Genomic DNA, 13,058 nt, shown 5'->3' with positions numbered 1-13,058 from the left:
ATCTTTTTCTATTCTCTTTATCTTAATTCTCTTTTCAAAATCTTACTTCTTGCCTCTTTCTTCTATCAAGTCTAACTCTGAGGCATTATTCCCGCCGTATGAAGCAACTCATAATGTTTTAAAACCGCATCCAATCGAGTAGAAATTTTGTTGTATTTCGCCTGAAGCAAAGCATTATCTGCGTCGACCATTTCGGTTATCAAAACCAATTGGTTTAAGTATTTCAGCTTTACGATTCTGTAATTTTCATTGGCTAAATCCAACGCTTTGTCAACAACCACAAACTTTTCGAGGATTTCCTGATACTGTGTATGTTCTTTATACAGTTTGTCCTGAATTTCATCTTTTACAATTTCAGACTGCATTTTCTGCCATTCGATTTTAGTATTCGCCTGATCCATTTTGGTTTTGTTTTTATACAAAGAAGAAAGGTCAAAAGTCGCTTCAATTCCCACTTGTCCTAAAGTGTACAAATACGGATTGGGCGGAAAAAATTTATAATTAGGATAATAAAAACCATAATTCCCGAAAAAGTGAACGCTTGGCAGATAATTCCCTTTAACCAATTTCAGTTCTGTTTTACTGATATCTAATTCCTGACTTGCAATTCGCATTTCTTCGTTCTGCAACGCTTTATTCATATAAAAGTCGTACGGATCTAAACCGTTCATTTCATCCAGATTTGAAGTTGTGTCAATCGCGATTTCCTCGTTTTCTGGAATCTGAATCAACGTTTTCAGATCGTGAAGCGCAATTTTTATGTTTTTGGAATTTGTAAGTGCATTCAATTCACGATCCGAAAGCTGTAATTCGGCTCTAATGACTTCGTTTTTGGTAATCGTTCCGTGTTTTTGAAGTGATTGTACTTCTTTCAGTCGGCTTTTTTCTTCTTTGATATTTTCCTCAAAAATCTTCTGAAGCTCCATCATTTTATAAATCGAAAGATAGTTTGCTACAACTTCAAGCTCAATGTCATTTTCGGTCTTTTCGGTTTTTATTTTGGCAATTTTACTTTCCTGATTCGCAATTTTGATGGCGTTATTAATCTTATTACCCGCATAAATTGGCATTTTAAAAGTCGAATTCACCTGATAGATTTCAGGAATTGCTTTTGTAACTTCTTTGCCGTTTAAGAAACCACTTCCTTTGAATTCGGTAATATTTGTAATTCTTGAATATTCTCCGTTTAAAGCGATGTCTGGCAAGCGAAGTTCTTTTCTTTCTTTGATGTTTTGCTCTGAGAGCGTGACCTCCAGTTGAGATCTAAGGATTTTTTTGTTGTTTTCTTTTGCAAGTTTCAAAGCTTCATTTAATGAAACCGTGTGAATTTCCTGAGCTTGTGCGCTATTAAATACTAACAGAATTAGAACTAATAGCAGGATTCTGGGGAAACAATCGTCTGTAGAATTTGTTGTTTTAAGGAACATGAGTGCATTAAATAATTTATGGTGCAAAGTTCCTTCATTTTTCTGTTGACTGATAATTCTAAAAAGCCAACAACATATTCATTTCGGACAAATGTTAAAATCGAATATTTCGAAAACGTTATATTAAAATACTGAAAAAGAATTTGTTACAAAATTGATTCACTTGTGCGGTTTCACGCAGATTTAAAAAGGATTTAAGCAGATGTACGCAGATTTTATTTTTTATCGTTTGCATCAAATAATTATCTGCCAAATCTGCTTAAATCTGCAGAATCTGCGTGAAACATTTTAAGCATCAATAAATCTGCGTGAAATAATTTATTTACTTCGTTCGAGAATCTCTTCTCCGTTTAAGTAATCAGAAGGTCTTTGGCCTAAAATCTTGAAAAAGGTGTTGCTGAAAGTTGGAACACTATTATAACCAACTTCTTGAGCTACCTCTTTTACGGAAAGTTTTCTTTCTAATAAAAGTTCGATCGCTTTTAAGATTCGGCGAATAGTATAATATTGAATGAAAGACATTTTGAGATCTTTTTGAAACAAGCGATACAAAGAGCGTTCGCTGAAACCAAATTCGTGAGCAACCTCAGAAAACAAAATCGTTTCGCCAAGATTATTCTCAACATGGCGAAGAATTTTTCCCAATCGTTTGTCTTTTGGCTGTGGTAATTCTAAAGGTAAATTATTGGTACAAATTTGAGGCAGAATCGCTTTTATGGCTTTTGCAATGGTAAAGCTTGGAGAGCCTTTCTTCAAATCGCCATTCCACTGATTGGTAAACATCATCATTTGGAGCAACAAATTATTAACGGGATAAATGCCTTCACTTTTGTAGAATTGATCCTCATCTTTCTCAACAGGAAAATACAAATTTCGCATCATCACATGTTCCGATTTTGGTTCGATGCTGTGTTCAAGTCCAGCCGGAATCCAGATAAAATGGCGTGCAGGAAGAAAGTAAGATTTCGTTTCCGTTGTCACAAAAACAACGTCTCCTTCGGCATATAACATTTGTGCTTTATCGTGTTTATGCCAAGGAACAAACAATTCACCCATTATATCATGATGACAGTAAATACTTTTTTTATCAGCATCTACTTTCTTGATGTAATATTTGTCGACTTTAAAGGTTGATTGTTCCATATTATAAAGATAGAAAGAAATTTAACCGCAAAGAGCGCAAGGTAAAAGCGCACAGTTCGCAAAGCTTTATATTCTTAAAAATTTAGCCACAGATTAAAAGATTAAAAGGATTTCAAAATCTGTGTAATCTGTGGCTAAAAATAACTTTGCGAACTTTGCGCTTTTACCTTGCGCTCTTTGCGGTTAAACCTCGAAAAGTTTATATAAAAAAAATGCCTATCATAATGATAGGCATTTTAAACAACTTAGGCGGTCTGGACGGGACTCGAACCCGCGACCCCATGCGTGACAGGCATGTATTCTAACCAACTGAACTACCAAACCCTGCGTTATTGCGAGTGCAAAAATACAACAGATCTTCGATTTCACAAGCTTTTTCGGGAATAAAATTTGAGAAATTTTTAATTGGTTAAATTCCAATATTTTAAAAATTGACAACAAAATCAAAAAAGAAGAAGTTTCTTTCTTTTTAACCGCAAAGGACGCAAGATTAAAAGCGCAAAGGTTCGCAAAGCCATATTAAAACTTTGCGAACCTTTGCGTAAATCTTAGCGTCCTTTGCGGTTAAAAACAAAAAACCAAAAGTGTCTTAAATCAAAAAAGCCATCCACAAAAGTGGAAAGCTTTTCATTGGTCTAACTACTAAACCAGCTACGAGTTACAAAGTCGTAGCAAAACAACACAACTAATCTTAGATACCGTATTTGGGCAAAAAAGCCTTTCTTAAAAGAAAGGCTTTCCCCAATATTGCGGTCTGGACGGGACTCGAACCCGCGACCCCATGCGTGACAGGCATGTATTCTAACCAACTGAACTACCAAACCTCTGCGTTATTGCGGTTGCAAAGATAGTACAGAATTTCATTTCTGCAAGTGTTTTTCCAAAAAAAATGAAATAAATTTTTAAATCTTTAGCCAAAGTTTTGTTTTTCAACCAAATAAGTAGTCAATATTTTTTCAAAATTATCGCCCACATTCACCGGAACGTACTTAATTTGGTTCTTCGCACAGGTTAAAGCCAGATTTTTAAAGTACGCTTCTACCCTTTTTTCATATTCCATTTTAACATTATCGGCAAAAATTGAAACCTCTTCACCTGATTCTAAGTCGATAAACTTTCTTGGCGCGTTGTCAAAATCAAACTTCAATTCGGTTTCATTATCAACTACGTGAAATAAAACTACTTTGTGTTTGTTGTGTTTAAGATGTTGTAATGCGTTAAAAAGCTTTTCGTCATCTTCGGTCTGAAACATATCAGTGAATAGAATAATCATCGAACGACGGTGCATTTTCTCTGCAATTTGATGCAAATAAGTAATTGTATCGGTCGTTTTTTTGACTTTTGGCTGAACCAATAATTCTTCCAGTTTGTTCAAAAGCATTCTGTGATGACGATCGCTTCCTTTTTCTGGTGCATAATATTCATATTTATCAGAAAAAACACTTAAACCAACGGCATCGCGCTGTTTCTTTAAAATATTCATTAAAACCGCCGAAGCCAAAACTGCAAAACCAATCTTCTTTTCATAAAAAGGTTGGTCCGATTTTAATTCCGGATAATGCATTGACGACGAATTATCGACAATCAAATGACAACGTAAATTGGTTTCTTCCTCAAAACGTTTCGTGTATAAACGGTCTGTTTTGGCAAATAATTTCCAATCGATATGTTTGGTGCTTTCACCCGAATTATACACTTTATGCTCAGCAAATTCAGCCGAAAATCCATGAAACGGACTCTTGTGCATTCCCGATATAAAACCTTCCACAACCTGATTCGCCAGCATTTCAAGGTGCTGAAAACTGGAGACTTTCTCTATTTCCGATTCAATTTTCATTCGGTTTCTTTTTTAATATTTTGCGCTTTATAAAGCAAATCTGTCGCCATGAATAGTTTACGTTTCAAGATTGGACTAAAATTAGGGTTTTCTTTTAAGAATCGCTGTACTTCATCAAAAGCAAATTTCGACGAATATCTTCCAACCGTATTATCCAACCAATCTTTCGGGAAGAAAATATCTCCTGTGCGCTGGATTTCTTCTACCAAATCTAGTGAAAATCTAATATATTTCTGCGCGCTTTCCTGACGAAGCGGATGATTTACATTGGCTAAACCAACAGAAACCCAAGATTCTTTTTCGCGATTGGCATCGTCTTTTAACGATTCCATAAAAGTATTTCGAACGGATTCCTCTTTTGATAATGACGGAAGCAAAAACTCAAATCGTTTCTTTTTATCCGGATTTGAGATTGTCGTTCTTGTTTTTTCCAAGATTTCATCAGCTTTTTCATGTTTGAAAATAGCCAGATTCATCGCCATATTTGTGTAATCATCTTCGTTTAATTTCAAATTCGGAATTACAATTTCCTTATTCCAGATCTGATATAATTTGGCTTTCGCCGAATCAGAATACGCAATCGAACTGAACAATCCGAATAATGTCTTTTTGATATTAGCTGATAAATTAACCTGCAAACGGCTGTACAGAATATCTTCAAGCTGTTTTTGAGCTTTATTTTGTTGTTTTTCAGTCAAAAATCTCCAATAAATTGTATTCAAATTATTGGAAACAATTCGTAAAACCAATTCATTTTCTTCTGTTTGGATTCCTTTAAAAAAACAATCAAAAGCTTTCTGTGGCGAAATATTTCCAATCAGCGTATTTTCATAAAGATTGCTGTAACTAGAAGCTCTAGCAACCTCATCTTTCAAATTCGAAATTAGATTTAAATTATTCCCGTCAAGCAGAAAAACACCGTATCCAAAACCATTATAATTATAAACGATCGAAAGCGGTTTTTCAAGTCCGATAGCTTCCTTTAAAATCAAACTTTTGTCTTTAATATTTGCCGTTAAAACCTTTACATTATCCTTATAAACTAAACCAACCTGAAAAATCTGAGACCAAACATTATTTGATTTATCTTCTGCTTTTTGAACAATTTCAAACTTCTTGATTCGGTTTTTAGTGTCGTATTCTATTTTATCTGAGAAAATGGCCCTTCCAAACTTATTTACCCAAACCTCGCTCCATTTCTTCATATCCAAAGGCGTTTCAGCATCCAGAATTTCTACGAGATTATTCCAATCAGCGTTGTCATTGGCATATTTCTGAATGTATTTTTGGATTCCTTTTTGAAAAGCATCTTTTCCCATCGAAGCTTCTAATTGGCGCATCATAATTGGGGCTTTGTTGTAAATCATAGCACCATAAAGCGATCCGGCATCTTTCAAATTCGCCAAATGCTGTCTTATAGGATGTGTTCCTAACGATCGATCTTCCGCGTAAGCGCTCGCATAATGTGCAGTGAAAAATTGTAGATTATGATTGACTTTCGGAAAAATCGGGTTCATAATTTTATCGGCCATGAAATTCGCAAAAACCTCTTTCATCCAGACATCATCAAACCATTTCATGGTTACCAAATCACCAAACCACATGTGTGAAGTTTCGTGTGCAATCAATTTTGCGCGATTTAGTTTTTCGCTGTCGGTTGCGCTGTTATCCAAAAACAAAGTCGATTCTCGGTACTGAATCGCGCCAACATGCTCCATTCCTCCATATTGAAAAACCGGAATTGAAGCAAAATCCAGTTTCTGAAATGGAAATTTATAATTGGTGTATTTTTCTAAAAAGTCTAACGATTGCTGATGCAGATTGAAAATTGTGTCGGTGCTTACTTTGATTTTCTCTTCATTATTTTCGCGATACAACATTGTCATTTCTAAACCTGGTTTCTGTGTAACGCTTTTGAATTTTCCAGCAACGAAAGAAAACAAATACGTACTCATTTTATCAGATTCGCCAAAAGTGTACGTTGTAAAATCTCCTTTTTCTAATTTCTCTTTCACATCGGCTCCAGCCAAAACCGACCAATCTTTTGGTACAGATAGACTCAGTTTATAAGTCGCTTTTAAATCAGGCTGATCAAAACATGGAAATAAAGTGCTTGCACGATCTGGAACTAATAAGGTATAAAGAAAATCGTCGTTTCTATTCAACGATAAATTTCCGGCGATGAAGGAAATTGAAATTGTATTTTTTCCTAAAATTAAAGCCGATGAAGCAATAACAACATGCCCATTTTCATGAACAATGGCAATATTTTTTCCGTTTGCTTGGACTGCTTTTATGTTCTCTGTTTTCTCTTTAAAATCCAATTGCAAAGGCTGACTCAAATCGGACAAAGTCGCATTTAAAACGAGATTGGAGTTGATACTTTCGCTTTTTTGATTCGGAATTTTAAAAGACAATTGGTATTGAACATCAGAAATCTGTTTTTTACGAAATTGAGCCAATTGCTCAGAAACGCCATTTTCTATAATAAAACTTTCTTTTGGTTTCGATTGAGAAAAACCAATCGTCGTCATTATAAAAAAGGCAAAAAAGCCGTGAAGAATTTTCATTTTTAAAGGAATATAAGATTCGTTAAAAATAAAAAAAAGGATCGGTTTTGACAGCCAATTGTATAAGCAAATCTAAAGGCGAAATTTTTTTCACGCAGATTTGGCGGATTTTAGCAGATTTAATTTTGACATTATTTATAAATAAATCTGCGTGCATCTGCTTAAATCTGCCAAATCTGCGTGAAAAAAATCATTTTAATCTGTGAAATCTGTGGCAAAAAAACTAAAATAAAAAAGGCTTGACTTTCGTCAAACCTTCTTTATATAAATCATAATCTTACGATTACAACAAAGCGTCTAAACTATCTGCGTAGGTTTGTTTTGGAGCAACTCCAACTTGTTTTCCTACTACTTCACCGTTATGAAAAACCAAAACGGTTGGTATGTTACGCACACCATATTTTGCAGCGAATTCTTGGTTAGCATCTACATCTACTTTACCAACAACTACTTTACCAGCGTACTCGTCGCTTAATTGGTCAATGATTGGACCAACCATTCTACAAGGACCGCACCATGCTGCCCAAAAATCTACCATTACTGGTTTATCTGACTTTAAAACTACTTCGTCAAAAGTAGCATCTGTTATTGCTAATGCCATAATAATTTGTCTTTAAATGTTATTTCAGCTTTAGTCTCGAGAGACTCGTTTTTTGTTATTTCCTAAACTGAGGTACAAAGTTAGAAATTAAAAACAAATCATACACCATTCATAAATTAGTTTTGATTATAAAAGTATTGTAAATAATTATATCATAAATTCAATTCAAAAACACAAACTTAACATTACAGCAATTTGAAAATCAGAAATTTAAATATGATTGTTTTTTATAGTATCTTTAATCAACCATTAAAATTTTCCAGATGAAAGAAACTTTACATCGAATAAAAGTCTTTTTACAGTCGGCTGGTTTTAGAAAATATGCCAAACGTTTTGGATTTTTTATTTTAGGATTAATTGCACTTCTCTTAATCGCTTGTGGTGGATTGTCGATTTATTTCAACAGAAACAAAACCGAAATCATTGCCAAAATTAACACTAAAATCAATGAAAACATCAACGGAAAATTTCATATTGGCGATTTCCAGTACAAATTCTTAGCCGGTTTTCCTAACTTCACTTTGGCCTTAAAAGATGTTGAGTTAAAAGACAATAAATGGAATACGCACAAACATACTTTACTAAAAGCGCAAGAAATTGAAGTTCGCTTGAACGTTTGGAGTTTGCTACAAAAGGAAATTGACATTCATAAAATACTCATTAACGACGCTCAGATTTATGTCTATAAAGCGGAAGACGGTTATTCTAATTCCGATATTTTTAAGAAGAAAAAGAAAAAAGCGCCCGAAAACAAAGAAAAACCCGAAACGACAATTGATCAGATTGACCTCAACAATGTTCGTTTTACAATAGACAATCACGTTGGGCATAAATTATTTGATTTTGCCGTTGCCAGTTTAAAATCAAAGGTAAATTATGAAGGAGACAACTGGCAGACTGATCTTTTTCTGGATACTCAAATTAATAGCTTAGCTTTTAATACCGTACACGGAAGTTTTGCTAAAGAAAAACGCCTCAAAGGAACTTTAAAAGTTTCGTATTCTTCTGAAAAAGAAAAAATTGACGTTAAAACAGATGGCTTAAAAATTGGAACCGATTCTTTTGATATTACTGCTTTTTTCAATTTAGGAAAAACCAATTCGCTTTTCGGAATCAATATTGGAACTACTATTTTATGGCAAAATGCGTCTAATTTATTATCTAATAATATTAGTTCAAAATTAAACCGCTTTAATTTAAAAAAGCCAATTGACGTTAATTGCGACATAAAAGGCGATTTGAGTGCCGCGGGAGATCCAAGAATTGTTGTTCAAGCCATTATTAAAGACAATGAACTGAGTATTCCTGACGGACAACTCAAAGATTGTAATTTTAAAGGAATTTTTACCAATAATTTCAAACCAAAAGAAGGTTTTTCAGATGCCAATTCTGCTGTGATTTTGACACGATTTTCGGCTACTTATCAAAATATTCCTTTGAAAATTCCGCAATTGTCTATCAATAATCTTGAAAAACCGCTTGCCACCGGAACAGTACATTCTGATTTCGATGTCAGCAAACTCAATGAAATCAGCAATGATAAATGGATTCAGTTTTCTGAAGGACATGCAACAGCTAATTTAGATTTTCAATTTGACATTGTTGATTTGTACATCAACAAACCAAAATTTATTGGAAATGTAAACGTGACAAATACGTCATTTTATTTTATTCCGAAGAATATTCATGCCGAAAAAGTAAACGTGCAGCTTGAATTTACACAAGAAGCTTTGCTGATTAAGAAAATTGCCTATAAACACAAGAAAAACACCATTTATATTGAAGGCAAAATTGATAATTTCCTCAACCTTTACTATGATGCGCCGGAACAAATGGTTGTGAATTGGAAAATTCATTGTCCAAATATTGATATCAAACAATTTCTGGGCGTTTTGGCAGCTTCTAAAAAACAGAAAGTCGTAGCAAAAACTACCAAACCAACAATTTCGCGTCATTTGAGAACCGTAATCGAAAAATGCTCAGTAGTAATTGATATTAAAGCTGATAATATAACGTACAACAAACTGACCGCTACAAATACAACGGCGAGAATCCAGATGCTGAATTCAAAATTGGTTATCAAAAACGGTTTTCTGCAGACTTCTGGAGGAAGTATTGCTTTTAACGCCGAAGTTTCGCCAAGCGGAAAAAACTTTGCTTTCGGCTCAAACGCTCAAGTCAACCGGGTGGATATTGCGAGTTTTTTAAAGTCTTTCAACAACTTCGGAATCAAATCGTTTTCTCCAAATAACATTCACGGAAGATTAACCAGTAATGCAAATGTTACCGGCTTGATGAACAGCAACGGCGAATTAATCACAAATTCAACACACGGAAGTTTAAATTTTAATGTCAGTCAAGGCGCGTTAGTCAACTTTGAACCGATTATGAAAGTGGGGAAATTTGCTTTTCCGTTTCGCGATGTCGAGAATATTACCTTCAGTGATTTGTCTGGAGATTTTAAATTGCGCGGAGAACTAGTCGATATTAATAAACTAACAATCAGTTCAAGCGTTTTAAATCTTGATGCAAAAGGTGTTTATTCTTTTGGTCGAGGCACAAATCTGGCACTTACGATTCCGCTTCGAAATTCTAAAAATGACGCCAAACTCGCCACAAAAGAAGAACGCAAAGCCGTTCGCGAAAAAGGTATTATACTGCGTTTGGTTGCTTATGATGATAATGGAAAGATGAAAATTAAGTTTGGGAAGAAGGAGAAAGAGAAGGAGAAGTAAAAAAGAATATTTTTCCATATAGTTTGTCATTCTGAAGAACGAAGACACGAACGATAGTGAACTGGCGAAGCAATCACACTAGAAACTCGACAAAGATTGGCGAATTTCTGTGCGGAAATACTTGTGTGATTTCTCCTTACGTAGAAATGACAAATCAGACTTATTTTTTTATTATTTATATTTACTGAAATAAATAATATTGTAATAATACAATTTTACCCCAACAAACCTATAACCAATTAAATACCACTAATTATTAAATTTCAAACCTTTAATAATTAAATTTCCATGGACTGTTTTACGCCAGAACAACGATCCAAAGTCATGAGCAGAATTCGTGGCACGAATACCAAAGATGAAGTTCGTTTGGCAAAAGCGTTATGGCATATTGGGTATCGTTATCGTAAAAACAACAAAAAGGTTTTTGGCACTCCAGATTTGACTTTTACAGCTTTAAAAATCGCCATTTTTGTTGATGGGGAATTCTTTCATGGAAAAAATTGGGAAACGAAAAAAAAACCACAAACCAATTCGGAATATTGGATCAAAAAAATCGAGCGCAACATGCAACGAGATCTAGAAGTCAATAGCTATTTAGAATCTCGCAATTGGAAAGTATTGCGTTTTTGGAGTAATGATATTAAGAAGAATTTGGGCGCTTGTATTTTGGAAATTCAGAATGAGGTAATTTTAAAATCGGAAATGTTGGCAAAGATTCCTTCCTCTTCAGAATCTTAAAATGGGGCTAAAAATTTCATAATCTTTCCTTAACTCGCTTGGCATTTTCCTCTAAAAAAGATAGCTTTGAGAGACAATCATAAAATTTAAATTATTATGAAGATTCAAATCAACACCGACAAAAACATTGAGGGACATGCAAGATTAGAAAGCTACTTTTCTGAAGAATTAGAAAAAGGTTTAGCGCGTTTTGAAGACAAAATTACCCGTATTGAAGTTCACTTTGGGGATGAAAATGGAGAGAAATTTGGCTTGCACGACAAAAAATGCTTAATCGAAGTGCGTCCGCAAAAATTACAGCCTATTACCGTTACAGAACACGCCGAAACATTAGAAAAAGCTTTTAGCGGTGCTTTGAGCAAAATCAAAAAATCACTAACGACAACTTTCGAAAAACAAAAAGCTTTTTAAAAATATATCGTTTAAAAAAATTAAACCATATAAGTAACATAAGAAATTTAAGTTTCGCCTTTAACGCAATACTTAATATGAACTTATATTACTTATATGGTTTTTTATTTTGACTTTCGGCCTTCGACTATTCTACGATTTCGGTAAAGGCGCTCCAACGGCAATATCACATCTGTGTCCTGCTTGTCCGTGTGGAGGATTCGTTCCTTCTGCTACTGGCTGCGCCGGTTCTGTACTTAATAAAGCCGGAACTGCATTATTTGTTGCAGGTGGCGTTACGGTAAATGATTGCGAAGTGCTGCCGTTTTGTGCAGCATTTGTTGCTGCCGTTTTTGCAACTGGCGAATTTAACGGCGCTCCAACTGGAATATCACATCTATGACCTGGCTGTCCGTGCGACGGATTCATTCCTTTTGCTACTTTTACCGGAGCAGCAGCCGTTGTTGTTACCACATTTTTTTGATTTGGATTCACTTGAACCACTTGTGGCGTTTGAGTTGCTGTAGCTTGACCTTGTTGTGGCGCAGCCGAATTTAATGGCGCACCAACGGCAATATCACAACGATGTCCCGGTTGTCCGTGAGCAGGATTTAACCCTTTTGTTTCTCCTAAAACTGTATTTGGATTTGCCGTCTGAGTTTGTACAACGGGCGTATTTGTTGCGGCTTTTGCAGTATCTTTTGCAAGTCCAAGTCTGACCAATTCTGATGTTGCTGTATTTTCTTGTGGCTCTAATTCTTTTTTGCAAGAAATAAAAAGCAATGAAAAAGCTAGCGAACTTATTAAGATTTTCGAATTCATAATTGTGGTATTTAAAGCTCTCAAATATAAAAATTTTAAACCATATAAGTAATGTAAGGGAATTTTAGTTTTACAGACATTTTACACCACCAAAACAAAGAATCTTAGATTTTTTTTCACGCAGATTTAGCAGATTAACGCAGATGATTTAATGTTTTGATCTGCTTAAATCTGCAAAATCTGCGTGAAACTTTTACTTGTTCAAAATCATTCTTACCTTTAAGGTCAAATAACCTAACTCATGAAAAAAACACTTCTACTTCTTTTATTCGTTGCTTCTTTTGCAAACGCTCAAACGTCTGATAAAGACAAAATCAATCAAACTTTAGATACTTGGCATAAAGCCGCAGCCGATGTTAAATTTGAACCTTATTTTGATTTAATGGCCGATGATGCGATTTTCATTGGAACAGATGCCACTGAAAACTGGACTAAAAAGAACTTCAAAATTTGGGCAAAACCTTATTTCGACAAAGGAAAAACATGGAATTTCACAGCGCTGGAACGCCATATCTTTTTTGACAAAACAGGAACTATTGCTTGGTTTGATGAATTACTGAATACGCAGATGAAAATTTGCCGCGGATCGGGTGTTTTGGTTAAAGTTGGAAAAGAATGGAAAATCCAACATTATGTTCTTTCCATGACAATTCCGAATGAGGAAGTTGATGCGATTACCAAAATAAAAGCGCCAATCGAAGATGCCTTGATTGCGAAACTTCAAAAAAAATAAACATTTTTCAGTTTTATTCTTATAATCCTAACTTTTAGAGTGTTTTACAAAGTGCATTATCA

The 13,058-nt window shown here is 34.6% G+C and carries 10 protein-coding genes and 2 tRNA genes; 4 read left to right on the top strand and 8 right to left on the bottom strand.

Features of this window, described 5'->3' with window-relative positions; genetic code table 11:
* Positions 1-71: 71 nt before the first annotated feature.
* From RB619_RS06530 to trxA, 7 genes are all read right to left on the bottom strand, one after another.
* On the bottom strand, positions 72-1,427 hold the full coding sequence (locus tag RB619_RS06530; protein ID WP_308095595.1) for a TolC family protein: 1,356 nt from the start codon (positions 1,425-1,427) through the stop codon (positions 72-74).
* Between the two features lie 318 nt (positions 1,428-1,745).
* A complete protein-coding gene (locus RB619_RS06525; protein ID WP_308095594.1) occupies positions 1,746-2,570 on the bottom strand; it encodes an AraC family transcriptional regulator in 825 nt (274 codons plus the stop codon).
* A gap of 250 nt (positions 2,571-2,820) precedes the next feature.
* Positions 2,821-2,894 (bottom strand) — tRNA-Asp (locus tag RB619_RS06520).
* A gap of 426 nt (positions 2,895-3,320) precedes the next feature.
* Positions 3,321-3,394 (bottom strand) — tRNA-Asp (locus RB619_RS06515).
* Positions 3,395-3,480: 86 nt separating this feature from the next.
* Positions 3,481-4,407, bottom strand: a complete 927-nt coding sequence (locus RB619_RS06510; RefSeq protein ID WP_308095593.1) for a DUF58 domain-containing protein — start codon at positions 4,405-4,407, stop codon at positions 3,481-3,483.
* Positions 4,404-6,977 (bottom strand): M1 family aminopeptidase, encoded by a 2,574-nt coding sequence (locus RB619_RS06505; RefSeq protein ID WP_308095591.1) that lies wholly within the window; start codon positions 6,975-6,977, stop codon positions 4,404-4,406. The genes RB619_RS06510 and RB619_RS06505 overlap by 4 nt, the downstream gene beginning before the upstream one ends.
* A gap of 283 nt (positions 6,978-7,260) precedes the next feature.
* On the bottom strand, positions 7,261-7,578 hold the full coding sequence (trxA, locus tag RB619_RS06500; RefSeq protein WP_012023423.1) for a thioredoxin: 318 nt from the start codon (positions 7,576-7,578) through the stop codon (positions 7,261-7,263).
* Positions 7,579-7,841: 263 nt separating this feature from the next.
* On the opposite strand from trxA, the gene RB619_RS06495 reads away from it, so the two are divergent.
* From RB619_RS06495 to RB619_RS06485, 3 genes are all read left to right on the top strand, one after another.
* On the top strand, positions 7,842-10,313 hold the full coding sequence (locus tag RB619_RS06495) for an AsmA family protein (protein WP_308095588.1): 2,472 nt from the start codon (positions 7,842-7,844) through the stop codon (positions 10,311-10,313).
* A gap of 288 nt (positions 10,314-10,601) precedes the next feature.
* Entirely contained in the window at positions 10,602-11,051 is a 450-nt protein-coding gene (locus RB619_RS06490; protein WP_308095586.1) for a very short patch repair endonuclease, read from the top strand.
* Between the two features lie 96 nt (positions 11,052-11,147).
* Entirely contained in the window at positions 11,148-11,462 is a 315-nt protein-coding gene (locus RB619_RS06485; protein ID WP_308095584.1) for an HPF/RaiA family ribosome-associated protein, read from the top strand.
* Positions 11,463-11,594: 132 nt separating this feature from the next.
* On the opposite strand, the gene RB619_RS06480 is transcribed toward RB619_RS06485, so the two are convergent.
* The gene (locus RB619_RS06480) at positions 11,595-12,263 is read right to left on the bottom strand and encodes a hypothetical protein (protein ID WP_308095582.1); all 669 of its coding nucleotides are present in this window, start codon (positions 12,261-12,263) and stop codon (positions 11,595-11,597) included.
* 241 nt (positions 12,264-12,504) lie between these two features.
* Between RB619_RS06480 and RB619_RS06475 the strand changes: the two genes are divergently transcribed.
* Positions 12,505-12,996 carry a nuclear transport factor 2 family protein gene (locus RB619_RS06475; RefSeq protein ID WP_308095580.1) on the top strand — a complete coding sequence of 164 codons (492 nt, stop codon included), beginning with the start codon at positions 12,505-12,507 and terminating at the stop codon, positions 12,994-12,996.
* Positions 12,997-13,058 lie beyond the last annotated feature (62 nt).

This window comes from Flavobacterium sp. LHD-80 (assembly GCF_030929605.1).
Lineage (GTDB): Bacteria > Bacteroidota > Bacteroidia > Flavobacteriales > Flavobacteriaceae > Flavobacterium.
The sequence above is the reverse complement of the archived record's forward strand: the minus strand, read 5'-3'. Positions and strand labels throughout refer to the sequence as shown.